Annotated in this window: 22 protein-coding genes and 1 pseudogene; 11 read left to right on the top strand and 12 right to left on the bottom strand. The window is 72.2% G+C overall.

From position 1 onward, the window contains the following. Positions 1-7: 7 nt before the first annotated feature. Positions 8-2077 (bottom strand): 3-hydroxyacyl-CoA dehydrogenase NAD-binding domain-containing protein, encoded by a 2070-nt coding sequence (locus ABGB05_RS05275; RefSeq protein WP_347652004.1) that lies wholly within the window; start codon positions 2075-2077, stop codon positions 8-10. After that, entirely contained in the window at positions 2074-3270 is a 1197-nt protein-coding gene (locus ABGB05_RS05270; protein ID WP_347652003.1) for an acetyl-CoA C-acyltransferase, read from the bottom strand. Before ABGB05_RS05270 ends, ABGB05_RS05275 begins: the two co-directional genes overlap by 4 nt. Positions 3271-3505: 235 nt before the next feature. On the opposite strand from ABGB05_RS05270, the gene galE reads away from it, so the two are divergent. Next, positions 3506-4516, top strand: coding sequence for a UDP-glucose 4-epimerase GalE (gene galE, locus ABGB05_RS05265; protein WP_347652002.1), 1011 nt, complete (start codon positions 3506-3508; stop codon positions 4514-4516). Positions 4517-4834: 318 nt separating this feature from the next. On the opposite strand, the gene ABGB05_RS05260 is transcribed toward galE, so the two are convergent. Both ABGB05_RS05260 and ABGB05_RS05255 read right to left on the bottom strand, forming a co-directional pair. Continuing rightward, positions 4835-6157: a ribonuclease D gene (locus ABGB05_RS05260; RefSeq protein ID WP_347652000.1), complete on the bottom strand. Its 1323-nt coding sequence runs from the start codon at positions 6155-6157 to the stop codon at positions 4835-4837. Between the two features lie 234 nt (positions 6158-6391). Beyond that, positions 6392-6964, bottom strand: coding sequence for a DUF3000 domain-containing protein (locus ABGB05_RS05255; RefSeq protein WP_347651999.1), 573 nt, complete (start codon positions 6962-6964; stop codon positions 6392-6394). A gap of 188 nt (positions 6965-7152) precedes the next feature. Here ABGB05_RS05255 and hemE point away from each other — a divergent pair, with 188 nt between their 5' ends. From hemE to hemQ, 3 genes are read left to right on the top strand one after another with little or no spacing between them, the layout of a single operon-like run. Next, a complete protein-coding gene (gene hemE / locus ABGB05_RS05250; protein ID WP_347651998.1) occupies positions 7153-8235 on the top strand; it encodes a uroporphyrinogen decarboxylase in 1083 nt (360 codons plus the stop codon). A 23-nt stretch (positions 8236-8258) separates the two neighbouring features. Next, positions 8259-9713 carry a protoporphyrinogen oxidase gene (gene hemG, locus ABGB05_RS05245; RefSeq protein WP_347651997.1) on the top strand — a complete coding sequence of 485 codons (1455 nt, stop codon included), beginning with the start codon at positions 8259-8261 and terminating at the stop codon, positions 9711-9713. Further along, the gene (gene hemQ / locus ABGB05_RS05240) at positions 9710-10426 is read left to right on the top strand and encodes a hydrogen peroxide-dependent heme synthase (protein WP_347651996.1); all 717 of its coding nucleotides are present in this window, start codon (positions 9710-9712) and stop codon (positions 10424-10426) included. Before hemG ends, hemQ begins: the two co-directional genes overlap by 4 nt. Positions 10427-10431: 5 nt before the next feature. Here hemQ and ABGB05_RS05235 read toward each other — a convergent pair whose 3' ends face one another. Genes ABGB05_RS05235 through msrB form a run of 3 tightly spaced genes read right to left on the bottom strand, consistent with a single transcriptional unit; the run spans position 10432 to position 11685 of the window. Further along, positions 10432-10926, bottom strand: coding sequence for a GNAT family N-acetyltransferase (locus ABGB05_RS05235; protein ID WP_347651995.1), 495 nt, complete (start codon positions 10924-10926; stop codon positions 10432-10434). Positions 10927-10955: 29 nt separating this feature from the next. After that, positions 10956-11216 (bottom strand): Prokaryotic metallothionein, encoded by a 261-nt coding sequence (locus tag ABGB05_RS05230; RefSeq protein ID WP_347651994.1) that lies wholly within the window; start codon positions 11214-11216, stop codon positions 10956-10958. 34 nt (positions 11217-11250) lie between these two features. Next, positions 11251-11685 carry a peptide-methionine (R)-S-oxide reductase MsrB gene (gene msrB / locus ABGB05_RS05225; protein ID WP_347651993.1) on the bottom strand — a complete coding sequence of 145 codons (435 nt, stop codon included), beginning with the start codon at positions 11683-11685 and terminating at the stop codon, positions 11251-11253. A 187-nt stretch (positions 11686-11872) separates the two neighbouring features. Between msrB and ABGB05_RS05220 the strand changes: the two genes are divergently transcribed. Beyond that, on the top strand, positions 11873-12352 hold the full coding sequence (locus ABGB05_RS05220; protein ID WP_347651992.1) for a hypothetical protein: 480 nt from the start codon (positions 11873-11875) through the stop codon (positions 12350-12352). A gap of 78 nt (positions 12353-12430) precedes the next feature. After that, positions 12431-13468, top strand: a complete 1038-nt coding sequence (ligD, locus tag ABGB05_RS05215; RefSeq protein ID WP_347651991.1) for a non-homologous end-joining DNA ligase — start codon at positions 12431-12433, stop codon at positions 13466-13468. 62 nt (positions 13469-13530) lie between these two features. On the opposite strand, the gene ABGB05_RS05210 is transcribed toward ligD, so the two are convergent. Next, positions 13531-14052 carry a GNAT family N-acetyltransferase gene (locus ABGB05_RS05210; protein ID WP_347651990.1) on the bottom strand — a complete coding sequence of 174 codons (522 nt, stop codon included), beginning with the start codon at positions 14050-14052 and terminating at the stop codon, positions 13531-13533. 166 nt (positions 14053-14218) lie between these two features. Between ABGB05_RS05210 and ABGB05_RS05205 the strand changes: the two genes are divergently transcribed. Together ABGB05_RS05205 and ABGB05_RS05200 are read left to right on the top strand one after the other, a co-directional pair. Further along, entirely contained in the window at positions 14219-14851 is a 633-nt protein-coding gene (locus ABGB05_RS05205; RefSeq protein WP_347651989.1) for a hypothetical protein, read from the top strand. A 366-nt stretch (positions 14852-15217) separates the two neighbouring features. Continuing rightward, a complete protein-coding gene (locus tag ABGB05_RS05200) occupies positions 15218-16969 on the top strand; it encodes a cellulose-binding domain-containing protein (protein WP_347651988.1) in 1752 nt (583 codons plus the stop codon). A gap of 128 nt (positions 16970-17097) precedes the next feature. Here ABGB05_RS05200 and ABGB05_RS05195 read toward each other — a convergent pair whose 3' ends face one another. After that, positions 17098-18639 carry an alpha/beta hydrolase gene (locus ABGB05_RS05195; protein ID WP_347652232.1) on the bottom strand — a complete coding sequence of 514 codons (1542 nt, stop codon included), beginning with the start codon at positions 18637-18639 and terminating at the stop codon, positions 17098-17100. Between the two features lie 254 nt (positions 18640-18893). Next, the gene (locus tag ABGB05_RS05190; protein ID WP_347651987.1) at positions 18894-19991 is read right to left on the bottom strand and encodes an ATP-dependent DNA ligase; all 1098 of its coding nucleotides are present in this window, start codon (positions 19989-19991) and stop codon (positions 18894-18896) included. A gap of 170 nt (positions 19992-20161) precedes the next feature. On the opposite strand from ABGB05_RS05190, the gene ABGB05_RS05185 reads away from it, so the two are divergent. Both ABGB05_RS05185 and ABGB05_RS05180 read left to right on the top strand, forming a co-directional pair. Then, positions 20162-20347 (top strand): hypothetical protein, encoded by a 186-nt coding sequence (locus ABGB05_RS05185; RefSeq protein WP_347651986.1) that lies wholly within the window; start codon positions 20162-20164, stop codon positions 20345-20347. 146 nt (positions 20348-20493) lie between these two features. Continuing rightward, the gene (locus ABGB05_RS05180) at positions 20494-21996 is read left to right on the top strand and encodes an alpha/beta fold hydrolase (protein ID WP_347651985.1); all 1503 of its coding nucleotides are present in this window, start codon (positions 20494-20496) and stop codon (positions 21994-21996) included. Between the two features lie 161 nt (positions 21997-22157). Here ABGB05_RS05180 and ABGB05_RS05175 read toward each other — a convergent pair whose 3' ends face one another. Then, on the bottom strand, positions 22158-22361 hold the full coding sequence (locus ABGB05_RS05175; RefSeq protein ID WP_331217862.1) for a hypothetical protein: 204 nt from the start codon (positions 22359-22361) through the stop codon (positions 22158-22160). A 468-nt stretch (positions 22362-22829) separates the two neighbouring features. On the opposite strand from ABGB05_RS05175, the gene ABGB05_RS05170 reads away from it, so the two are divergent. After that, positions 22830-23027 carry a hypothetical protein gene (locus ABGB05_RS05170; RefSeq protein WP_347651984.1) on the top strand — a complete coding sequence of 66 codons (198 nt, stop codon included), beginning with the start codon at positions 22830-22832 and terminating at the stop codon, positions 23025-23027. A gap of 21 nt (positions 23028-23048) precedes the next feature. Here ABGB05_RS05170 and ABGB05_RS05165 read toward each other — a convergent pair. Next, a pseudogene (locus ABGB05_RS05165) lies at positions 23049-23154 on the bottom strand (IS982 family transposase); the annotation flags it as partial.

Here is a 23154-nt window from a genome sequence, read left to right as displayed (position 1 = left end):
TGGAACGTCAGGCGGGCAGGGTGGCGACCCCCGGCGGCAGGAAGCGGCGCCCGGTGACCCGCTCCGAGGTGCCGGTCCGGTCCAGGTACGGGGTGATCCCGCCGAGGTGGAACGGCCAGCCGGCCCCGAGGATCATGCAGAGGTCGATGTCCTGCGGTTCGGCGACCACACCCTCGTCGAGCATCAGCCGCACCTCCTCGGCGAGCGCGTCCAGCGCGCGTTGCCGAACCTGCTCGGCGGTCAGCGGCGCGTCGCCGATCGACAGCAGCGTGGCCACCTCGGGGTTGAGCTGGTCGTCGACCAGCAGCGGCTGGCCGGACTCGGCGATCCGGCGCAGGTTCTCGCTGACCCCGAACCGCTCGGGGAAGGCCGCGTGCAGGGTGCCGCCGACGTGGTACGCCACCGCCGGCCCGACGAGCTGCAGCAACGCCAACGGGCGCATCGGCAGGCCGAGCGGGTCCAGCGCGCTGTCCGCGACCTCCGGCGGGGTGCCGGCGTCCACGGCCGCGAAGATCTCCCCGAGGAAGCGGGTGAGCAGCCGGTTCACCACGAACGCCGGCGCGTCGGCGACCAGGACGCAGGACTTGCGCAGCTCCCGGCCGACCGCGAACGCGGTCGCGAGGGTGGCCTCGTCGGTCCGCTCGCCCCGGACGATCTCCAGCAGCGGCAGCACCGCGACCGGGTTGAAGAAGTGGAAACCGACCACCCGCTCCGGATGTGCCAGGTCGGCGGCCATCGCGCTGACCGACAGCGACGAGGTGTTGGTGGCGAGTACCGTCTCCGGCGAGACGATCTTCTCCAGCTCCGCCCAGACCTGCTTCTTCACCGCCAGGTCCTCGAAGACCGCCTCGATGACGAAGTCGGCGTCGGCGAAGACACCCTTGTCGACCGAACCGCTGACCAGGCCGCGCAGCTTGGCGGCGGTCCCCTCGGGCAGCCGGCCCTTGCCGACCAGCTTGTCGATCTCGGCGTGCACGTACGCCACGCCCTTGTCCACCCGGGTCTGGTCCAGATCGGTCAACACCACCGGCACCTGAAGCCGGCGGACGAAGAGCAGCGCCAACTGCGAGGCCATCAGGCCGGCACCGACCACGCCGACCTTGGTCACCGGCCGGGCCAACGCCCTGTCCGGGGCGCCGGCCGGCCGCTTGGCCCGCCGCTGCACCAGGTCGAACGAGTAGAGCCCGCTGCGCAGCTCCGGGCTGAAGATCAGATCGGCCAGCGCCTCGTCCTCGGCGGCCGTGCCAATGTTGAAGTCGGCGTCCTTCGCCAGGGCCAGCAGGTCCAACGCCCGGTACGCGGACGGGACCGCCCCGTGCAGTTTCTCGTCGAGCAGCTTGCGGGCGAAGTAGAGCACCCCGTCCCACATCTCCCGGTCGACCTCGGGCCGGGCCACCTGAACCTCACCCCGGACCACCCCGGCCGCCCACTCCAGCGAACGCTCCAGGAAGTCCGCCGGCTCGAGGAGTACGTCGGCGATACCCAGCTCGGCGGCCTGCTTCGGCTTGAGCATCCGGTTCTGGGTCAGCGGGTTCTGGATCACCACCTGGGCGGCGCCGGCGATGCCGATCAGGTTCGGCAGCAACTGGGTGCCGCCCCAGCCCGGGACCAGCCCGAGGAACACCTCGGGCAGGGCCAGTGCCGCCGCCCCGGAGGAGAGGGTCCGGTAGTGGCAGTGCAGGGCCAGTTCCAGACCGCCACCCATCGCCGCGCCGTTGACGAACGCGAACGTCGGCACGCTGCTGTCCCGCAGTCGGGCGAAGACCCGGTGTCCGAGCCGGCCGATCTCCAATGCCTGGTCGCGGTCCGCGATCAGCGGCAGGCCGGTCAGGTCGGCGCCGACACTGAAGATGTACGGCTTGCCGGTCACCGCCACGAACGCCGGCCCGGCGGCGAGCGCCTCGGTGATCGCGGCGTCCAGGCTGGCCAACCCGGCCGGGCCGAAGGTGTTCGGCTTCTTGTGGTCGAAGCCGTTGTCGAGGGTGATCAGCGCGGCCGGCCGGTCCAGCCCGGGTACGGCCACCAGCCGCAGCAGCGCCCTGGTGACGACCTCGTTCGGCGCGGTGAGCGCACTCATTTGTCTTCACCCTCCCAGTTGGGGTTTTCCCAGATGACCGTGCCGCCCATGCCGATGCCGATACACATCGCGGTGAGCCCGTACCGCACCTCGGGGTGCTCGGCGAACTGCCGGGCGAGCTGGGTCATCAGCCGTACGCCGGAGGAGGCGAGCGGGTGGCCGATGGCGATCGCCCCTCCCCACGGGTTGACCCGGGGGTCGTCGTCGTTGATGCCGAAGTGGTCGAGGAAGGCGAGCACCTGCACCGCGAACGCCTCGTTCAGCTCGAACAGGCCGATGTCGTCGATGCTCAGCCCGGCGATCCGCAGCGCCTTCTCGGTGGACGGGATCGGGCCGACGCCCATCACCTCCGGCTCCACCCCGACGAAGCCGTACGAGACCAGCCGCATCGCGACCGGTAGCCCGAGTTCCCGGGCCACGTCCTCGGCGGCGAGCAGGCTGGCGGTGGCGCCGTCGTTGAGCCCGGCCGCGTTGCCGGCGGTGACCCGGCCGTGCGGGCGGAACGGGGTCTTCAGGGTGGCCAGCTTCTCCATCGAGGTGTCCCGGGGCGCCTCGTCGGCGGTGGCCAGTCCCCAGCCGGCCTCCGGGTCCCGGGTGGCGACCGACACCAGGTCGGGCTGCAGCTTGCCGTTGGCGTACGCCTTGGCGGTCTTGACCTGCGAGGCGAGCGCGTACGCGTCGGCCCGCTCCCGGGTGATGTGCGGGACCCGGTCGTGCAGGTTCTCCGCGGTCGAGCCCATCACCAGGGCGGACGGGTCGACCAGCTTCTCGGCCAGGATCCGGGGGTTGGGGTCGACGCCCTCACCCATCGGGTGCCGGCCCATGTGCTCGACGCCGCCGGCGATCGCCACGTCGTACGCGCCCATCGCGATGCCGCCGGCGACGGTGGTGACCGCGGTCATCGCGCCGGCGCACATCCGGTCGATGGCGTAGCCCGGGACCGTCTTCGGCAGCCCGGCGAGCAGGGCGGCGGTCCGGCCGATGGTGAGGCCCTGGTCGCCGATCTGGGTGGTGGCGGCGATCGCCACCTCGTCAACGCGCTCCGGCGGCAGCTGCGGGTTGCGCCGCAGCAGTTCGCGGATGCAGCGGATCACCAGGTCGTCGGCGCGGGTGTGCGCGTACATGCCACCCGCCTTGCCGAACGGGGTGCGGACGCCGTCGACGAAGACGACGTCCCGGACTTCACGGGGCACTGGAGCCTCCTTCTCGACCATGAGCCGACCCTCGACGCCGACGGGCGGCACCACGGACCGGAGCACGGTCGCCGGCACGGGCGTGTACCCCGGATGCTACTAGCCGGTAACTAGCGTGCGGCGCGCCGCCACTGTGGTCCGGGCCACACCGTCTCCGGTCGGCCCGCCGGGACGGTCCGGTAGGTTGACCGCGAAACGTGGACGGACCGCGAGGACGTGGCGGAGAGGAACAGGCGTGAAGGTACTGGTCGCGGGAGGCGCCGGCTTCATCGGCAGCACGGTGGCGTCGGCCTGTCTGGACGCCGGCATCGAGCCGGTGATCCTGGACAACCTGGTCACCGGGCGGGTCGAGTTCACCCGGGGACGGATCTTCTACCAGGGCGACATCGCCGACGGGCCACTGCTGGACCGGATCTTCGCCGAGCACCCCGAGATCGGTGCCGTGGTGCACGCGGCGGCGCTGATCGTCGTACCGGAGTCGGTGGCCGAGCCACTGCGTTACTACCGGGAGAACGTCGCCAAGTCGATCGACTTCATCGAGCACCTGCTCCGCAACGGGGTGCACCGCTACGTCTTCAGCTCGTCGGCCTCGATCTACCAGACCAACGACGACTTCTCCGTCGACGAGGACTCGCCGCTCGCGCCGACCAGCCCGTACGCGCGTACCAAGGCGGTGATGGAGATGATCCTCGCCGACGCCGCGACGGCCACCCCGCTGCGCGCGCTGTCGCTGCGCTACTTCAACCCGATCGGCGCCGACCCGAAGCTGCGGACCGGGCTGCAGACCGCCCGACCGACCCACGCCCTCGGCAAGATGATCGGCGCCTACGAGAACGGTGCGGAGTTCCTGATCACCGGAACGGACTGGCCCACCCGGGACGGCTCCGGCATCCGGGACTACGTACACGTCTGGGACCTGGCCCGGGCGCACGTCCAGGCGCTGCTGAAGTTCGACGAGATCCTGCCCGCCGACGGCGACCGCCCGGTCGAGGTGATCAACCTCGGCACCGGTGAGGGGACCACGGTCCGGGAGCTCGTCGCGGCCTTCACCGAGGCGGCCGGCCCGCTGCGGACCGGCGAGGCGCCGCCACGTCCGGGCGACGGAGCCGGCTCGTTCACCCGCAGCACCCGGGCCCGCGCCCTGCTCGACTGGAAGCCGGAGTTCTCCGTCGCCGACGGCATCCGGCACTCGCTGGCCTGGGCCCGCAAGCGCACCGAGGTCCTCGGCCCGGACCCGACCGCGTAGGTGCGGGTACGTCCCACCCGGTCGGATCGGCGTCACGGCACGGCGCGGTCAGCCGCTTCCCGCAGCCGTGCCGAGGCACCAGGCCGAGTTCGGCGAGCCCGGCGGCGATCGCCGGCCCGGAACCCGCCTCGCCGGTGTCGACGAGCGTGACGGACTCGTCGTCCCGCCAGGCGTAGGCCTGGTATCGGCCCGGCCGCAGCCGGTACAGCTGTGGCCGCAGCTCATTGATGTGCCGAGACTACGAGGCGTGCCGGACGGGGACCGACCCGTACCGCCGTCAGCGTATCCGCTGACGGCGGAACGGCCGTCCCACCCTGGTCAGGCCGGCGGGCCGACCAGCGCCACCGCGAGCTCGTCGGCGATCAGACCCACCTGCCAGCTCCGGGCGCCGTAGCCGCGCAGCGTCTCGGCGACCGTCTCCGGAGTGATCTCCTCCGGCGGGATCCAGGCCAGCCGGCGTACCGAGTCCGGGGTGATCAGGTTCTCCGGTGGCAGGGTGTGCGCCGTGGCGATCCGGGTCACCACCTCCCGACAGCGGGCCAGCCGGGCCGCCGCCACCGGATCCCGTTCCGCCCACCGGTGCGGCGGCGGCGGACCGTCGACGGTCGGGGCGACCGGCAACGCGTCGTCGGGGAGTTGCCGCGCCTCGGCGAGCGCCTCCAGCCAGATCCGGGCGAGCCGGCGTACCGAACGGCCACCGAAGCCGGGCAGCATCAGCAGGGTCCGCTCGTCCTTGGGATCCATCTCGGCCGCCGCGATGATCGCCGCGTCGGGCAGCACCCGACCGGGAGCCGAGTCACGGCGGGCCGCGATCTCGTCCCGGGCGTACCAGATGGCCCGGACCCGGGCCTGCGCCCGCGCCCCCCGGACCCGGTGGATCCCCGAGGTACGCCGCCACGGGTCAGGGCGCTGCCGCGCCGGCTGGGCGCCCCAGGCGACCAGGGCGGCGAACTCCTCGGCCGCCCACTTCTCCTTGCCCTGCCGCTCCAACTCCAGCGCCAGGGCGTCCCGCAGTTCGGTGAGCATCTCGACGTCGAGCGCGGCGTAGGTCAGCCAGGACTCCGGTAGCGGCCGGCTGGACCAGTCGGCGGCGGAATGGTGTTTCTCCAGGGTGAAGCCGAGCAGCTGTTCGGTCAGGGCGGCCAGGCCGACCCGCTCGAACCCGGCCAGCCGGGCGGCCAGTTCGGTGTCGAAGAGCCGCCGTGGCCGCAGGCCCAGGTCGGCCAGGCAGGCGAGATCCTGGCTGGCGGCGTGCAGCACCCACTCGGTGTCGGCGATCGCCTCGTCGAGGGTGCTCAGGTCGCCCAGCGGCAGCGGGTCGATCAACACCGTGCCGGCACCGGCCCGGCGTAGCTGCACCAGGTAGGCGCGTTGGCTGTAGCGGTATCCGGACGCGCGTTCGGCATCCACCGCGACCGGGCCGGTGCCGGTCGCGAAGCGGCCCACCACCTCGGCCAGGCCGGCGGAGGTCTCGACGGGGGCAGGGGTGCCGTCGCGGGGTGTGAGCAGCGGTACGGGCCCGCCGGGCGTTGGGTCGGGCCCCACTGTCTCGGGCACCGGCGCGGGCGCCGGCAGGCTGTGCGGCTCGTCCCCTGCTCGGCGTTGCGCGGCCCGACGGCGCAGGGGTGGTTCGTCGGTCACCTGACAACCCTAGTCTTCGCCCGGATCACCCGGACGCAGCCGGTCCGGCGTTTCGGGCCCACTGCGGCTCGTGGTGCCGGTGAAGCGATTGGGACGGCCGTCCGGCGGGTGACGGTGCCGACACCGGACCGGCCCGGGATCGGGTGGCGGCGCCGGACCGGCCCGGGATCGGGTGGCGGCGCCGGTGGGCCGGGGTCGGGTGGCGGCGCCGGTGGGGCGTGGCGGTGGATCCGGTCAGGCCGCGCCGGCCGGCCGGGAGTGCGGCAACACCGTGACACCCGGCGGCGGGAGCCCGGCGGTGGAGGCCAGCAGGGTGCACCAGGCGAGCAGGTGTGGCCGCAGATTGTCGTCGGTCGGGCTCCAGGAGGCGCGGATCTCGACGTCCCCGGCGGCCGGCGGGCCGGCCAGATCGCCGAACCGGGTGGACATGGTCTGGGTCACCGTGCCGCCGATCGCCCGGTATCCGGCCTCCCGCGCCTCCAGCGCGTCGGTCAGCCAGGTCCAGCCGACCCCGGGAAGCAGCGGGTCGGCGGCCAGGTCGATCTCCAGTTCGGCGGTGACGTAGGTGACCAGCCGCAGGGTCCCCTCCCACGCCTCGTGGCCGGCCGGGTCGTACAGCAGGATCAGCCGCCCGGTCGCCACCTCGTCGCCGTCGCGGTGCACGGTGGCGCTGAGCGCGAAGGCGTACGGGGCGAGCCGCTGCGGAGCGCCGACCTCCTCGAGGACGATCTCCTCGCGCGGCACCGCCGAGCGCAACCCCGCCACCGCACGGGCGAAGGTCTCGGGCTGCACGATCGGGGGGGCCATATCCGCAGCCTAAGCCGATCGTCGGCGCGGTGGGGGAGCGCCGCGCCGTAGCCGGGCCCGTGGCGGTGCCGGTGGTGGGGGCGGAGAGAGGGCGGCCGGACGCCGGGGCCCCGCCCGATCAGCCGCCCACGCCACAAAACCCGGCGCTGCGCGACGCCCCTCCCGACCCGCGTGGCACGATTGCGCCGATGAGCGCCACGAGTACGGGCAATGCCGCCCGAGACGACAAACCGGCCGTACCCGGGCCGGGTGATTCCCCGTTCGTTCGGGCCTGCCGCCGGCAGCCGGTGCCGCACACCCCGGTCTGGTTCATGCGGCAGGCGGGCCGATCGCTGCCGGAGTACCGGAAGGTACGCGAGGGCATCGGCATGCTCGAGTCCTGCCGACGGCCGGACCTGGTCGCCGAGATCACCCTGCAGCCGGTCCGCCGGCACGGCGTCGACGCGGCGATCCTGTTCAGCGACATCGTCGTACCGGTGGCGGCGGCCGGGGTGGACCTGGACATCGTGTCGGGCACCGGGCCGGTGGTGGCCGAGCCGGTGCGGACCCTCGACGACGTGGCGCGGATCCGCCCGATCGACCCCACCGACGTCTCCTTTGTGGACGAAGCGGTACGGCTGCTCGTCGCGGAACTCGGCGACACCCCGCTGATCGGCTTCGCCGGTGCGCCGTTCACCCTGGCCAGCTACCTCGTCGAGGGTGGGCCGTCGCGCAACCACGTACGCACCAAGGCGTTGATGCACGGCGCGCCCGACGTCTGGCACGCACTGCTGGCCCGGCTCGTCGACATCACCCTCGCCTTCCTCCGGGTGCAGATCGGCGCCGGCGTCTCCGCGGTGCAGCTCTTCGACTCCTGGGCCGGCGCGCTCTCCGAGGCCGACTACCGCCGCTTCGTGCTGCCACACTCGGCGGCGGTGCTGAACGGGCTCGCCGACGCGGGCGTACCACGGATCCACTTCGGGGTCGGCACCGCCGAACTGCTCACCGCGATGGGCGAGGCCGGGGCGGACGTGGTCGGGGTCGACTGGCGTACCCCGCTGGACGCGGCGACGGTGCGGATCGGGCAGGACAAGGCGGTGCAGGGCAACCTCGACCCGGCGGTGCTGTTCGCGCCGTGGCCGGTCGTCGAGGCCGAGGTGCGCCGGGTCCTCGCCGAGGGAACGGTCACCCCGGGGCACGTGTTCAACCTCGGTCACGGGGTACTTCCGGAAACCGATCCCGACGTACTGACCCGGGTCGTCGCCCTGGTCCACGAGGCGTCCGCGGGCTGACGCAGGCTGAGTGAGGTGACGGCGTGAGTGAGCGCGTGGGACGCGACGGCGCGCGGATCGCGGTGGTCGGCGGCGGGATCGCCGGGCTGGCCGCCGCCGTACGGCTGCGCGACCGGCTCCCCGCCGACACCCGGATCACCGTGTACGAGCAGTCGGGCACGCTCGGCGGCAAACTGCGTACCGGGTCACTCGCCGGCTCGACGGTCGAGTTCGGTGCCGAGGCGTTCCTGGTCCGCGATCCGGCCGGTGGTGACTCCGCCGCGGTCGCCCTGGCCCGCCGGGTCGGACTCGGTGACGCGCTGGTGCACCCGGCCACCGGGCGGGCGGCACTGGCGATCGGCGGCGAACTGCGCCCGATACCGCCGGGCACCCTGGTGGGCGTACCCGGGGATCTGGCGGCGGTGACCACGGTGGCCCGGCCGGAGGCGGAGCGGGACCACGACGGCGGTCGGCCGCTGCTCGGCCCGGACGAGGACGTGACGGTCGGGGACCTGGTCCGGCGGCGGCTCGGCGCCGAGGTGGTGGACCGGCTGGTCGACCCGATGCTCGGTGGGGTCTACGCCGGTCGGGCCGACGAACTGTCGCTGGCCGCCACCATGCCGGCGCTGGCCCGGGCGGCCCGCAACGAGTCGACGCTGCGTGGCGCGGTCCGGGCGGCCCAGGCGGCGACGCCCCGGTCGCCGGGCGCGCCGGTCTTCGCCACCGTCACCGGCGGGGTGAGCCGCCTGGTGGCCGCCGCCGCCGAGGCGAGCGGCGCCGAGATCCGGCTGAACGCGGCGGTCCGGGAGCTGATCCCGGTGCCGGGCGGCTGGCGGCTGGTCGTCGGACCGACCCGGGACCCGGAACTGGTCGAGGTCGACGCGGTGGTGCTGGCGCTGCCGGCCCGTCCGGCGGCCCGACTGCTGGCCGGGGTCGACGTCGCGGTCGGTGCCCTGGTCGGCCGGCTCGACTACGCCAGCGTGGCGCTGGTCAGCCTGGCCCTGCCGGCGACGGCCGCCGACCTGCTGCCGACCGGTCTCTCCGGGTTCCTGGTGCCGCCGGGGGAGGGGACCCTGGTCAAGGCGGCGACCTTCTTCACCACCAAGTGGGCGCACCTGCGGCGGGCCGACGGCACGGTGCTGGTCCGCGCCTCGGTCGGCCGGTACGGCGAGGAGCACCTGCTGCAGTGTTCCGACGACGAACTCGTCTCGACCGTGCACCGGGAACTGGGCGCGCTGGTGGTCGGCGCCGCCGGGGACGGGGCACGGCTGCCCGTACCGGTCGCCAGTCACGTGCAGCGCTGGGGCGGCGCCCTGCCGCAGTACACCCCCGGCCATCTGGACCGGGTCGCCGCGGCCCGGGCGGCGCTGCGGGAGGCGTACCCGAGCCTGGCGCTGGCCGGTGCCGGCTACGACGGGGTCGGGATCCCGATCTGCGTACGGTCGGGTGAGACGGCGGCGGAGGAGATCATCGAGGTGTGGGGAGCATCGAGAGCATGAGTGCGGAACAGTCGTCGGAGCAGAGCAACGCGGCCCGGCTGCGGGAGCTGAACGCGAGCATCCGGTACACCATGTGGTCGGTGTTCCGGGCCACCGGCCCGCTGCCGGAGGCCCGGGATGGTGTCGCGGCCGAGGTCGGGTCGCTGGTCGACGAGTTGGCCGGCAAGGACGTGGTGGTCCGGGGCAGCTACGACGTCTCCGGGCTGCGCGCCGACGCGGACCTGATGATCTGGTGGCACTCGTCGTCCAGCGACGCCCTCCAGGAGGCGTACGGGCGGCTGCGCCGCACCGCGCTCGGCCGGCACCTGGCCCCGGTCTGGTCGCAGATGGCGTTGCACCGGCCGGCCGAGTTCAACAAGAGTCACATCCCGGCGTTCCTCGCCGGTGAGCCGGCCCGCGACTACATCTGCGTCTACCCGTTCGTCCGCTCGTACGAGTGGTATCTGCTGCCCGACGCCGAGCGCCGGGAGATGCTGGCCGAGCACGGCAGGATGGCGCGCGGCTACCCGGACGTCCGGGCCAACACGGTCGCCTCGTTCGCGCTCGGCGACTACGAGTGGATGCTTGCCTTCGAGGCCGACGAACTGCACCGGATCGTGGACCTGATGCGTGACCTGCGGGCCTCCCGGGCCCGCCGGCACGTCCGCGAGGAGGTGCCGTTCTACACCGGCCGCCGGCGCAGCATCGGCGAACTGGTCAACACCCTGCCCTGAGGGGCTCAGGTCAGTTCGCGGCGCATCGGCACGTGTGGGATGCCGTCCTCGACGTACTCGGGGCCGCTGGGGGCGAAGCCGAAGCGGGCGTAGAAGTCGACCAGGTGGGCCTGCGCGTCCAGGACGCAGGGCCGGGCCCCGACCAGGGTCAACGCCTCGGTCATCAGGCGTCCGGCGAGACCCTCGCCACGGGCCTGCGGGGCGACCACCACCCGGCCGATCCGGGCCACGGCGCCGGTTTCCCCGGCCGGCCCCGGGTCGGCGAGCAGACGCAGGTAGGCCAGCGGCACCCCGTCCCGGGCGAACCACAGGTGTCGGGTGCCCGGCTCGACGTCCCGACCGTCCAGTTCCGGATAGGCGCACTCCTGCTCGACGACGAAGACGTCCACCCGCAGCCGTACCAGGTCGTGCAGGGCGCGGGTGGAGAGGTCGGCGAAGGAGGCGATCCGGAGGTCGAGGTCGCCGGCGGCGGAGGGCGTACGGGTCTGTGGGGCGGACATGCCGGAATGGTAGGCGGCGCCGGTTCGGCTCAGGCCGGCCGGGCTCCCACCGCGTCCCGGATCTCCGCCCCGCGTTCGCCCTCGACCACCCGGGCGCAGTGGGCGCAGCAGAAGAAGCGTCCGGAGACCTCGACCCCGTGGCCGAGGATCCGGACGCCGCAGTGTTCGCAGACCGGGGCGAGCTTGTGGGCGGCGCACTCGAACGAGTCGAAGGTGTGCACGTCGCCGCTGACCGTACGGATCTCGAACGCCATCCAGTAGTCGTTGCCGCAGACCTCGCAGGACGCCATGACAAATCCCCCGTTTCGGATATTTGTCGCGATCCTACGTGGTTGACGGGTCCAGGCGCATCGAGATCGAGTTGATGCAGTAGCGGGCGTTCGTCGGCGTGTAGCCCTCACCGTCGAACCGGTGCCCCAGGTGCGAGTCGCACCGGGCGCAGCGCACCTCGACCCGAACCATGCCGTGCGAGCGGTCCTCCAGGTAACGGATCGCGCCCGGCAGCGCCTGGTCGAAACTCGGCCAGCCGCAGTGCGAGTCGAACTTCGTGTCGCTGGAGAAGAGTTCCGCACCACAGGCCCGGCAGTGGTACGTGCCCGCCGTCCTGGTGTCCACGTACTCGCCGGTCCACGGACGCTCCGTACCGGCCTGGCGCAGCACCCGGAACTCCTCCGGGCTGAGCCGTACCCGCCACTCCTCCTCGCTCGTGGGCAGCCCGGTGTCCTGGTCGAGGGGAGGATTCCTGTCGTCGGCAGCCATGCCTCCACGGTACGGCGGCGATCTTCCCCCTGGTACCCGGTCCGGGTGATTCTGATCTCGGCCGTCGGTGATCATCAGCCGCCGATCTCGACCGTCGGCAATCACCGGCCGCCCGGCGGGTCGTTGACCAGACATGCGGGCGGCCCTCCGGCCGGGTGGGATCAGGCGCGGCCGGCACCAACGACCGGTGCTGGCCGAGTACCGGCTGACCTGGCGACAGTCGCTGGTGCACGGGCTGCGCGCGGGCGGCGTCGGCAGCGCGGCGCTGCTCGTGGTGGCCACCGTCGCGCCCGTCGGGCGGGACCTGCCGGACGTGGTCTGGGTCGTGGTCCTGGCCCCGCTGCCGGCCGGTCTGCTCTGCGGCGTGGTGCTGCGTGCCTGGGCCGGCACGACCCTGGACGGGGCCGGGGTGCGGACCCGGGGCTACGGTCCGGGCCGTGTCGCCCCCTGGCGACTCGTGGTCGACGTCCGGGCGGAGCGGCGCCGGGGGCGTACCCTCGTCGCGGTCTATCTCTCCGACGGCGCGGTGTTGCGGCTGCGCGTGCCGTACGACGGCGGCCCGCTCGACCGCGACCCGCGATTCGAGCGGAAGCTCGTCATGATCGCGCAACTTTGGGAGGAGCACCGGTACGGCTGCACCTCCGCCGGGACCGGTCCCCGGTCGTGAGCTCCGGCGTTGCCGACCCGCGGCGCCGCGTCACCGCGTCGGGCCGCCGACGTCACACCGGTGGTCTAGGGTCGGCCCATGGCTGGTGGTGGCGCCGGGAAGGCGAAGCCCGTCGAGGTCGAGGTGGCCGGGCACACGGTACGACTGAGCAGCCCCGACCGGGTCTACTTCCCGCGCCGGGGGTTCACCAAGAAGGACATGTTCGACTACTACCTGGCGGTCGGTGACGGCATCATGCGGGCGCTGGGCAACCGGCCGACCGCGCTGCAGCGCTTCCCGGAGGGCATCGAGGGGGAGATGTTCTACCAGAAGCGGGTGCCGGCCCGGGGCGTACCGCCGTGGATCCGGACCGCCCGGATCCAGTTCCCGAGCGGTCGGAGCGCCGACGAACTCTGCCCGGCCGACCTCGCACACGTCGCCTGGGCCGCCCAGATGGGGACCGTGGTCTTCCACCCGTGGCCGGTGCGGGGCGACGACGTCGACCGTCCCGACGAGCTGCGTATCGACCTCGACCCGCAGCCGGGCACCGACTTCACCGACGCGGTGGAGGCGGCCGGTGAGGTGCGGGCGCTGCTGGCCGAGCTCGGCGCGGTCGGCTGGCCGAAGACCTCCGGCGGCCGGGGCGTGCACATCTACCTGCGGATCCCGCCCCGGTGGACGTTCACCGAGGTACGCCGCGCGGTGATCGCCTTCGCCCGGGAGATCGAACGACGCCGTCCCGATCTGGTCACCACCTCCTGGTGGAAGGAGGAACGCGGCGAGAAGGTGTTCCTGGACTACAACCAGATGGCCCGGGACCGGACCATCGCCTGTGCCTACTCGCTGCGGGCCAATGCCCGGGCCACCGTCTCCACCCCGGTCACCTGGGACGAGTTGCCGGACGTCGAGCCCGACGACTTCGACCTGCGGACGGTGCCGGAACGGCTCGCGAAGATCGGTGACCCGCACGCCGGGATCGACGACGGTCCGTGGGACATCACCCCGTTGCTGGAGTGGGCCGACCGCGACGAACGGGACGGTGCCGGCGGCGACCTGCCGTACCCACCCGACCATCCGAAGATGCCCGGCGAACCGAAGCGGGTGCAGCCCTCCAAGGACCGCGACCGCACGTCGTGAGTCGACCGGTGCCGCGGCGTTGAGGCCGGGTGGTCCGGTCCGGCTGCTACCGACAGAGATGCTCAGGCGGTGGCGGCGGAGTCCCCGGTGTGGACGGGGCGGCTGTCCCCGTTCCTCGGCAGGGTCAGTTTCATTCCTTCGTGGCTGGCCTCGAAACCGAGTGACGAGTAGAACCGGTGCGCCTCCGTACGCCGCTTGTCGGTGGTCAACTGGACCAGCCCGCAGCCGCGTTCCCGGGCCTGGTCCACCGCCCAGACCATCATCCGTCGGCCGATGCCGTTCCCGCGCAGGTCGGCGCGGACCCGTACCGCCTCGATCTGCAGGCGCTCGGCGCCCCGCCGGCTCAGCGAGGGGATGAAGGTGAGCTGCATGGTGCCGACCGGCTCACCGTCCTGTTCCACGACGACCAGCTCGTTGCGCGGATCGGCGTCGACCGCCTCGAAACCGGCCCAGTAGGCGGCGTCGATCTCCTCGCTGACCGGATGGCCGGGGTCCCGGGCGGCGCTCACCTCGTCGTCGAGCAGCATCGACACGATTGCCGGTACGTCCGGGCGGCCTGCGGTACGGAAGATCAGCTCTGCCATGGGGGACAGCCTGGCACACCGTGCGGCGGAGCATCCGACCATGGTCCCCCCATGATCACATTGCGATCGTCTTGCAACCGGCCGGGAAGCTGGTTACATTTCAGTCGCATTGTAAAACTCGGGTGGCTCGGCGTACTGGTTCCGGGCCGGAAGTGAGGCGACGTCGGTGGAACGTACATCCCTGGTTCGACGGGCCGTCGCCTACGAGTCGGCGATGTGGGGCAGCCTCTTCCGCTGGCTGCTGCGCCGCCCGGTCGCGTACCCGCCCGGCGCGGTGACGTTCGGCTACCTCGGGGTGGTGCGGCCGATCCTCGTCATGTTCATCGTGCTCTCCGCGGTGGAGATCCCGATCTTCGACCTGATCGTCAGTCGGCTCGTGCCGTGGTCGCCGGCCCGCTACCTCGTCCTGGTGCTGGGCATCTACGGGCTGATCTGGATGTTCGGGCTGTACGCCATACTCAAACTCCACCCGCACGTCCTCGACCGCCACGGGATCCGGGTGCGCAACGGCGTCAGTCTGGACCTGACGATCCCGTGGGACGCCGTCACGGCCGTGCACAAGCGGTACCGGTCGCTGCCCTCCGGTAAGGCCGTCCAGGTCGAACACGACGACGGTGGCCCGATCGTCCACCTCGGGGTGGGTAGTCAGACCAGTGTGGACGTCGTACTCCGGGACCCGCTCCCGCTCGCCCTGCCGAAGGGGGCCGGCGAGCCGACCGCCCGGGTCCGTCTCTACGCCGACGACCCGGACGCGTTTGTCGCCGCCGCCCGGACGTACCTCACCGCGCCGACCGGCTGAGCGGGTCGGCGCGGGTACGTCCGGTCGGGATCCCGGGTCGAATCGCTGTCGTGACGTCCCGTTGCCGGCGGTTCGGGCTGGTCGACGCGGGGTCGGGCGGTGCCGGCCGGGGCGGTGTCGGGTGGTGGGGTCGGGGTTGCCCGGTGTGCGTTGACAGCGTCGAAACGGTCAGTAACATAGATAGAAACATTTCGATGGAAACGCTTCTGTCTCCCCGCCGAAACGGTTCGCACCGGCTCCCGTCGCCCCTGCGGACCGGGCTCGAATCAGAGCAGGTACGCCCGCTCCGTACCTTTTTGGCACGGTCACCGTCCTGAGGGAGCGCATTTCCGTCGACCCGTCCGCCTTCGTTTGGAGGATCAGGAGATGCGCATCCACCGCTATCGGTCCCGGCTGTGGCCAACCGCGACCGTAGCCGCCGTGGTCGCCGCGAGCGGAGCGGCCATCACCGTCGCCGCACCCGCACCCGCAGCCGCCGCGGCCGGCTGCCGGGTAACCTACTCCGTCGGTTCACAGTGGCAGGGTGGCTTCACCGCCTCGGTGGCCGTCACGAACCTCGGCGACCCGGTCAGCTCCTGGACGTTGACCTGGAGCTACCCGTCCGGTCAGCGGGTCACCCAGGCCTGGAACGCCACCGTGTCGCAGAGCGGCAGTCAGGTCACCGCCCGCAACGCCAGCTACAACGGCAGCCTCGGCACCGCAGCGAGCACCACGTTCGGCTTCAACGGCTCCTGGACCGGCAGCAACACCACACCGACCGAGTTCGCCATGAACGGCACCGCGTGCACCGGCGCGGTCGGTGAGCCGACCACCCCGCCGACCACCCCGCCGACCACCCCGCCGACCGGTCAACCGACCGTACCCCCGACGACCCCGCCACCGGGGAACCCGACCTGGGGGACCGCGCTCCCGCCGGCCGGCGCGGCCAAGAGCCGGGCGTACGAACTGATCGCCACCGCCAACGAGAAGGGCTACCTGCCCCGCTCCGGCGAGTGCTCGGTCGAGATCCACGCGCGGTACTGGACGTACGGGCCGGACGGCAAGGTCTACCCGACCTGGCACCCGACCCGCGACCCCAGCGGCTGCAACTTCGGCCACGAGCACGGTGACGACCCCCGACCGTCCGACCTGTACAGCACGGTCGGCTGGCCGGCGTTCGGCTACACCAGCGAGGTGATGCTGGACAACATGGCCGAGCACAGCCACCGGCACGAGGACCACGTCGGGCACAAGGTCCTCACCGTCAACAACGTCAACGTGATCCAGGGCGACAACGGCACCAGCTTCTTCCCGCCGCAGGGCACCACGATCGCCACCTGCGACACCCTGCTCAAGTTCCACCAGGGCACCCACTCGCCGGACGCGTTCAGCAACAACGTCCACGAACTGCTCTTCAACCAGCGCTGCGTCGCGAGCAACGGCGGCCAGGTCACCGAGGCCCGCTACAACGCGATGATCCCGCTCGGCCGGGCCGGCGGGTTCAGCCCCAGCGAGTGCCCGGGCTTCGGCGGCGCGTTCATCAACGTCCAACCCGCGGTGCCGGCGGACTCCCCGTCCGACACCCGGTCGCTGGGCCGGCTGATCACCGAGCCGGGCTGCGTCCAGGCGATCCGCGAGGGTCGCACGCACTACGACCCGCTCTACCCGAACCCGGTGCCGTTCACCGTCTCCGACATGGACGACTTCTGGTTCTCCGACTTCTCGGTGACGGGCTCCGGGCTGAACTTCCGCCTCGCGCCGCTGTTCTACGTGGTCAACCCGTCGCGTTACTACGACCCGAGCAAGCCGAACAACCTGGGCCGGATCGTCGACCTGTGCTACACGAACCTCGCCGGCGGCGACTACTGCAACCAGGCCCGCCAGGCCGGGCAGAACCTCGCCTGGGACGACCCCCGCTCGCCGTTCAAGGGCACCCTCCGGGAGTTCCGGCCGGGCACCTTCCAGGTGCAGAACAGCGGCCCGACCACGGTCTACACCGACGTGTACGGCCGCAACGCCTCCAGCACGCCGTTCGCCGGCTCGATCCGGCAGTACTTCTCCGGCAACCAGTCGTCGACCATGTACGTCCGGGGCGCCACCCGGGACTGGAACGCCACCGGGGTGCACGCCCCCAACTGACCGGTCCACCACGGCGGAGCCAAACCCACGGCGGTTCCGTCAGGGCGGATCAACCACGACGGGCCCGTACCGGAGCTGTCCGGTACGGGCCCGTCCCGGGTCAGGCCACGGGGACCCGGTCGTCGTGCTCAGCGCGCCGGGCAGCGGGTCCCCTCGGCCGGCACCCTGAGGTCGATCAGGTAGGCGTCGACCGCGTCGGTGACGCACCGGGTCTGCGGGTACGCGGTGTGCCCCTCGCCCTCCCAGGTCAGCACCCGCCCCACGCCGAGCATGTCGGCCAGTTTCGCGGTCTGCTCGTACGGGGTGGCCGGGTCCCCGGTGGTGCCGACCACCACGATCGGTGGCGCGCCGACAGCCGCCCCGGTCGGATACGGGTCCCGCTGAGCCGGCCAGAACGCGCAGCTCAGCATCCCGACCGCGAGCGGGGCGCCGAACAGCGGGTACTTCGTGCGCCACTGTGACTGCAGGGCGCGGATCCGGTCCACCCCGGGGCGCGAGTCCTCGTCGGCGCAGTTCACCGCCAGGTTGGCGTCGAAGAGATTGCTGTACCGGCCGTCCGCGTCCCGTTCGGCGTACGCGTCCGCCAACTCGAAGACGCCCTTCGGGTCGCCGCCCCGCAACGAGTCGATCGCGGCGGCGAGCTTCTCCCAGCCGGACTCGGTGTAGAGCGAGGAGATCACCGCGTAGAAGACCCAACCGGCGGTCGCCTCCCGACCGCCCTCGCCACGTACCGGGGAGACCTCGGCCTTGTCGAGCGCCTCGGTCACCGCGCCCCGGGCGTCCGGGGCGATCGGGCAGTCACGCGGTGTCCGCGCGCACCAGTTCGTGAAGTTGTCGAACGCCCGCTCGAATCCCTTGGCCTGGCTCTCCGAGCCGGCGATCAGGTCCTGCCGGGGGTCGACCGCGCCGTCGAGCACCAACGCCCGGACGTTGCGGGGGAAGAGCTGCGCGTACGTCGCCCCGAGCAGGGTGCCGTAGGAGAAACCGAGGTAGCTCAGCTTCTCGTCGCCGACCGCGGTCCGGATCGCGTCCATGTCCCGGGCCGCCTGCTCGGTGGAGAAGAGCCGCAGCCGGTCGCCGTATTTGTCGCCGCAGGTCTGGCCGATCCGGCGGTTCAGCGCGACCAGCCCGTCGAAGCTGGCCTGGCTCTCCGGGTCCGGCTGGTAGCCGAAGGTGCTGTCCAGGTCGGCGTCGGAGATGCACTTGACCGGGGAGGAGCGGGACACTCCCCGGGGGTCGAAGCCGACGATGTCGAACCGTCGGGTCACGTCGTCGGGCAGCCCGCCGAAGGAGGGCCCGAACGACAGGTAGACCGCCGTGTCGATGCCGGAGCCGCCCGGGCCACCCGGGTTGATCAACAGTGAGCCGATCCGGTCCCGTTGCTTCGTGGAACGGATCCGCAGCAGGGCGATCTCCAGACCGCTGCCCTCGCCGTTCGGCGTGGTGCCGGCGGCCGCGTTCCAGTCCCCGGGTACGGCGATCGTGGCGCAGTCGTACCGCATGTTCGCCGCGCCCCGCCCGACGAGCTTGCGCGGGACGTCCGGACAGGGCTTCCAGTCCGGGGCGCCGGGGCCGGCGGTGCCGGCCGCCCGGCCACGCCGGTCGGTGTTGTCGCCCCGGTCGAACCCGGGCAGGGTGCAGCCGGCGGTCAGCAGGACGATCGCGAGCAGGCCGGCGAGCGGAAGCCGACGGGTACCGGCCGGGAAGAACCGGCGAAGGTGCGTGCGGGCCAAGAGAATCCCTCCGTGATCTTCTCCGATCGCCAGGCTACGCGGTCCGGGCGAACGGCGGGGCGTGACCACCGGGCCCGGCAGCCGGGGCGGTGAACCGGGCAGTGGTCGGGCCGCCGCCGGGTTCAGGCATCGCCCGGGGGGTCCGGCGGTGTCCGGTTCGGGGATTGTCCGGGGGTCGCCGCTGTCCGGGGTCAGGTGGTGGCGGTCGGGTCGCCGCGCAGCACCTGGTCGACGTCGAACCGGATCGGACGGTCGAGCTGGTCGTACCCGCAGGAGCGGGGCTGCCGGTCGGGCCGCCAGCGGACGAACTGGGCGGTGTGCCGGAACCGGTCACCCTCCATCGCGTCGTAGCCGACCTCGGCGACCAGCTCCGGCCGCAGCGGCTCCCACTCCAGGCTCTTGGCGCCGGACCACCGGCTCGGCCCGCCCGGGATTCGCTGCCCGCTGGTGTGGTCGCCGTGCACCCACGGGTGCGTGGCGGCGACCTCGTCACCCCGGTACGGCGCCAACTCGTCCAGCAGCTCCTTGCGGCGGGTGGCGGTGAACGACGCCGAGACGCCGACGTGGTGCAGCACCCCTGCCTCGTCGTAGAGCCCCAGCAGCAGCGAGCCGACCACCGGGCCGGACTTGTGCCAGCGGAAGCCGGCGACCACCACGTCGGCGGTCCGGGTGTGCTTGACCTTGAACATGAGCCGCTTGCCCGGCTCGTACGCGATGTCGGCCGGTTTGGCGACCAGCCCGTCCAGCCCGGCTCCCTCGAAGATCTCGAACCAGCGGCGGGCGGTCGCCAGGTCGGTGGTGGTCTGGGTGACGTGCACCGGCGGGACCACCGCGCCGAGTGCCTCGACCAGCCGGGCCCGGCGCCGCTCGTACGGCTCGTCGAGCAGTGCCTCGTCGTCGAGGGCGAGCAGGTCGAAGGCGACGAAGTCGGCCGGGGTGGTCTCGGCCAGCATGTTCACCCGGGAGGCGGCCGGATGGATGCGCTGGCTCAGCAGCTCGAAGTCGAGCCGGGGCTGGCCGTCCGGCCCGTCCCGACGGATCACGACCAGCTCGCCGTCGACCGCGCACCGGGTCGGCAGCTGTGCGCGGGCCTGGGCGACAACCTCGGGAAAGTAGCGGGTCAGGGTCTTGCCGCCCCGGCTGGCCAGCTCCACCTCGTCGCCGTCCCGGAAGACGATGCAGCGGAAGCCGTCCCATTTCGGCTCGTACGTCATGCCGTCGCCGGTCGGCATCTTCGGCACGCTTCTGGCCAGCATCGGCTCGACCGGTGGGTTGATCGGCAGCTTCACCCGGCCAAGTCAACCAGATCGTCGCCGCTGGGTGGGGCGGCTCGGCCGTCCCAGCCGCCCCGGCGGCCCCAGCAGCACCGTACCGACCGGGCGATCGGAACGTTTTCACAGGTCAGAGCTATGTTCGCGGGATGCGGGGTTGGGCGTGCTCCTGCTGCGGACGGTGGCGGGTGAGTGTCGAGCGGGTCGGTGGCCGGTACCTGTACCGGTTGGCGTACCGCTACCGCCGGGAGGTCGGCGGGGTGGACGTGGTCGGCGAGGTGGCTGACGTGGTGGGACTGGAGCGACTGCTCGCGGCGCGTACCCCGGTGCGGCTCGCCGACCTGCGGGAGATGCCGGCGGAACAGGTCGGCTGACCGGCCGGGCCGGTGCGGCGGTTCGGTGGTCGGCGGTGAGGGTGTCCCCACCGGCGGTCGGGGTGCCAGCCGGATCGGCGGGACGCGATGCGATCCCTAACGTGGTCGGTGAATCTTGTCGATCCGTTGTCCGGCTCGGAGGCCCGATGCGACTGATCTCTCTGCTGGCGGTGTCGGTGCTGCTGGTCAGCGGCACGGCCATCGCATCCACGCCGATGGCCGCCGCCTCGGCCGGCTCCGGGTCGGCCGGCCAGGGCCGGTACGGGACGCCGCCGAGGTTCGCCGCGTGTGCCGACCAGGCGCTGGCCGAGGCGGGCGTGGAGTGCGCGACGCTGCGGGTGCCGGTGGACCACCGCCGGCCCGAGGGGCCGACCATCGAGTTGGCGGTGTCCCGGATCCGGGCCGGCGACGTCGCGCGTCGACGGGGCGTCCTGATGTTCAACCCGGGCGGGCCGGGCGGCGCCGGACTGGACTATCCGCTGCGGCTGCGGCCGGTGCTCGGGGACGTGGCCGGCCGGTACGACCTGGTCGGGTTCGACCCCCGTTTTGTCGGTCGGAGCACGCCGATCACCTGCGGGCCGGTTCGGCTCGGCGACGTGGCCCGCTCCGCCGGGCTGGACCGGGCCGGCTTCGCGGAGTCGGTACGGCTCTCGGCGGACTTCGCCCGGCGGTGCCACGAACGCAACGCGGCGCTGCTGCCGTACGCCGGGATCCGCGACGTGGCCCGGGACATGGACCTGATCCGGACGGTGCTCGGCGAGCCCCGGCTGTCGTACTACGGCGTCTCGTGGGGCGCCGACCTCGGCGCGGTCTACAGCGAGCTGTTTCCGGACCGGGTCGATCGGATGGTTCTCGACAGCGTCTCGGCGGTGGAGTCGGAGTACGACCTCAACCGGGCGGGCGGGGCCCGGGCAGAGGCCGCGCTGGAGGAGTGGGCGGCCGGGCGCGGCAGCGGCTACCCGCTCGGCGACAGCCCGGCGGAGATCAGGAGCAGCGTGCGGAACCTGTTGGCCCAGGCCGCACAGCGACCGATCGAGATCGGCGGCCACCGGGTCGACGACAACATCCTGCCGTTCGTGATCCGCAACTGGCTCGGTGACGAGGCGAACGACGAGGTGCTGGCCACGACGCTGTACGGCCTGACCCGGGCCGCGGCCGGGCACCCGGTCACCCCGGCGCCGGAACTGGCCGCCCTGCTCGACCTGCTGAACCTGCGGGACCCGATGATCGAAGGCGTGATGGCCTCGTCGTTCGCGGTCTTCTGCGCCGACCCCCGGTGGCCGTACGGCCCGGCGGAGTACTGGCGGAACGTCCAACGGAGCCGGGTCACCGAGCCGGTCTTCGGGCCGCTGGTCAACAACGTCACGCCGTGCGCGTTCTGGCCGGGCCGGGCCACGGAACCGCCGTTGCGGGTCGCACACGGAGTTCCGCTGCTGATGGTCCAGGCGGCCCGGGACAACTCGCCCTATCCGCTCGCCCTCGACCTGCATCGTCGGCTCACCGCCTCACGGTTGGTCACCGCCGACCGGCGGACCCACGGGCTCTATCCACGGCGGGTCGACGGGCGGGAACCGCTGGCCTGCGTCGAGCGGGCGGTCAACGAGTACCTCGAGCGGGGGGTGTTGCCGAGCCGGGACGTCTGGTGCTGACCTGCCGCGCGACCGGCTCCTGACAGAGGTGTGGAGGGGCGGGCGCTGCGGTTCGATCGGCTCACCACGCCGGAGGGCGGTACGCTCCCCGCGTACCGGGTGAGCCGATCGGCCGTTGGTACCACCGGGCCCGGCCGCCGTTGGCTGCGGCCCGGCCGCTGTTACAGGGTCTTCGCGATCTCCGCCAGCACGTCGGCCGGCACCTCCACCGCCGTCTCGTGTGGCGGGATGTCGAGCTGGGAGAGCGCCTCCGGATCGGAGATCCGCCATCCCTGGACGACAAAGGTGCCACGGTCGGTGCGGTACAGCGACGGGCAGTTGTTGACCTGTGACTGCGCCGTCTTGCGAACAAAGGTGAGCTTCACATTCGCGCCTTTCGCTCCTTTATGCCGCTTCAGCCTGATGCCTGGCGACCTGTGACGCATTATGCAACTATTCCGGATGATCGGGTACGGATCACCGTACCGTTTGGGCATGAATCTAGCTGAATGTTGATTCATCCACGGGCGCGGCCATGCTCACAGGGCGTGTCGGAGGGCCAGGCGGCGCGATCGACGCTCTCGGCAACCGCCGGGGCACCCTACGTCGCTGGCGGTGGGCGCCAGTCGGCGAACCCGGCCATCGACCGGAGTGCGGGCCCCGGCAGGCTGAGGCGTGACCGTTGTTGCGGAGTGTGACCGGGATTCGACTTCCGGTTGTATATCGAACCGAACCGGTCCGACCGGCGGTCCGGGCAATCTATGGGAACGCGGGCACCGCGGTCGTGCCCCAGTGGGGTGCATTCGGCGGGTCGTCGAATTCGCCCAGAATTGCGCCGAGGACTGCTGGGCTGCGTGGTCCTGCTGGCGGTCGCCGCCGAAGCCGTACGCGACGGCGAGTGGGACCGGGGTCTGACGATCCTGGCCCTGGCGGGAATCCTGGCCGCACTCTTCTCGACCGACCGTAGGGCCGAGTCCTTCCTCTGGCTGTTCCTCCTGGTCGCCTTGGTCTACGAGGGCAGCATGCGCTGGTTCCTCCACCGGGCACGCTAGACGAGTTGTTCCGAATCCCGGTCAGTGGTCGTAGGCGATCAGTGACCGGGTGACGGGTGCACCGGTCTTGTTGTTGTGCCAGATCGCGGCGGTCATCGCGAGGAGGCGTTGGGCCACCCGTACGGCG

It is taken from the genome of Plantactinospora sp. B5E13, from assembly GCF_039871775.1.
Taxonomy (GTDB): Bacteria; Actinomycetota; Actinomycetes; order Mycobacteriales; family Micromonosporaceae; genus Plantactinospora.
This window is presented reverse-complemented; position numbering and strand designations above follow the sequence as displayed.

What these genes read in the sequence shown, in the direction of transcription:
- ABGB05_RS05275 (WP_347652004.1), bottom strand. Translation starts at nt 2,077, where the DNA reads ATGAGTGCGCTCACCGCGCCGAACGAGGTCGTCACCAGGGCGCTGCTG.
- ABGB05_RS05255 (WP_347651999.1), bottom strand. Translation starts at nt 6,964, where the DNA reads ATGGCCCCCCCGATCGTGCAGCCCGAGACCTTCGCCCGTGCGGTGGCG.
- hemE (WP_347651998.1), top strand. Translation starts at nt 7,153, where the DNA reads ATGAGCGCCACGAGTACGGGCAATGCCGCCCGAGACGACAAACCGGCC.
- hemQ (WP_347651996.1), top strand. Translation starts at nt 9,710, where the DNA reads ATGAGTGCGGAACAGTCGTCGGAGCAGAGCAACGCGGCCCGGCTGCGG.
- ABGB05_RS05235 (WP_347651995.1), bottom strand. Translation starts at nt 10,926, where the DNA reads ATGTCCGCCCCACAGACCCGTACGCCCTCCGCCGCCGGCGACCTCGAC.
- ABGB05_RS05230 (WP_347651994.1), bottom strand. Translation starts at nt 11,216, where the DNA reads ATGGCGTCCTGCGAGGTCTGCGGCAACGACTACTGGATGGCGTTCGAG.
- msrB (WP_347651993.1), bottom strand. Translation starts at nt 11,685, where the DNA reads ATGGCTGCCGACGACAGGAATCCTCCCCTCGACCAGGACACCGGGCTG.
- ligD (WP_347651991.1), top strand. Translation starts at nt 12,431, where the DNA reads ATGGCTGGTGGTGGCGCCGGGAAGGCGAAGCCCGTCGAGGTCGAGGTG.
- ABGB05_RS05210 (WP_347651990.1), bottom strand. Translation starts at nt 14,052, where the DNA reads ATGGCAGAGCTGATCTTCCGTACCGCAGGCCGCCCGGACGTACCGGCA.
- ABGB05_RS05200 (WP_347651988.1), top strand. Translation starts at nt 15,218, where the DNA reads ATGCGCATCCACCGCTATCGGTCCCGGCTGTGGCCAACCGCGACCGTA.
- ABGB05_RS05180 (WP_347651985.1), top strand. Translation starts at nt 20,494, where the DNA reads ATGCGACTGATCTCTCTGCTGGCGGTGTCGGTGCTGCTGGTCAGCGGC.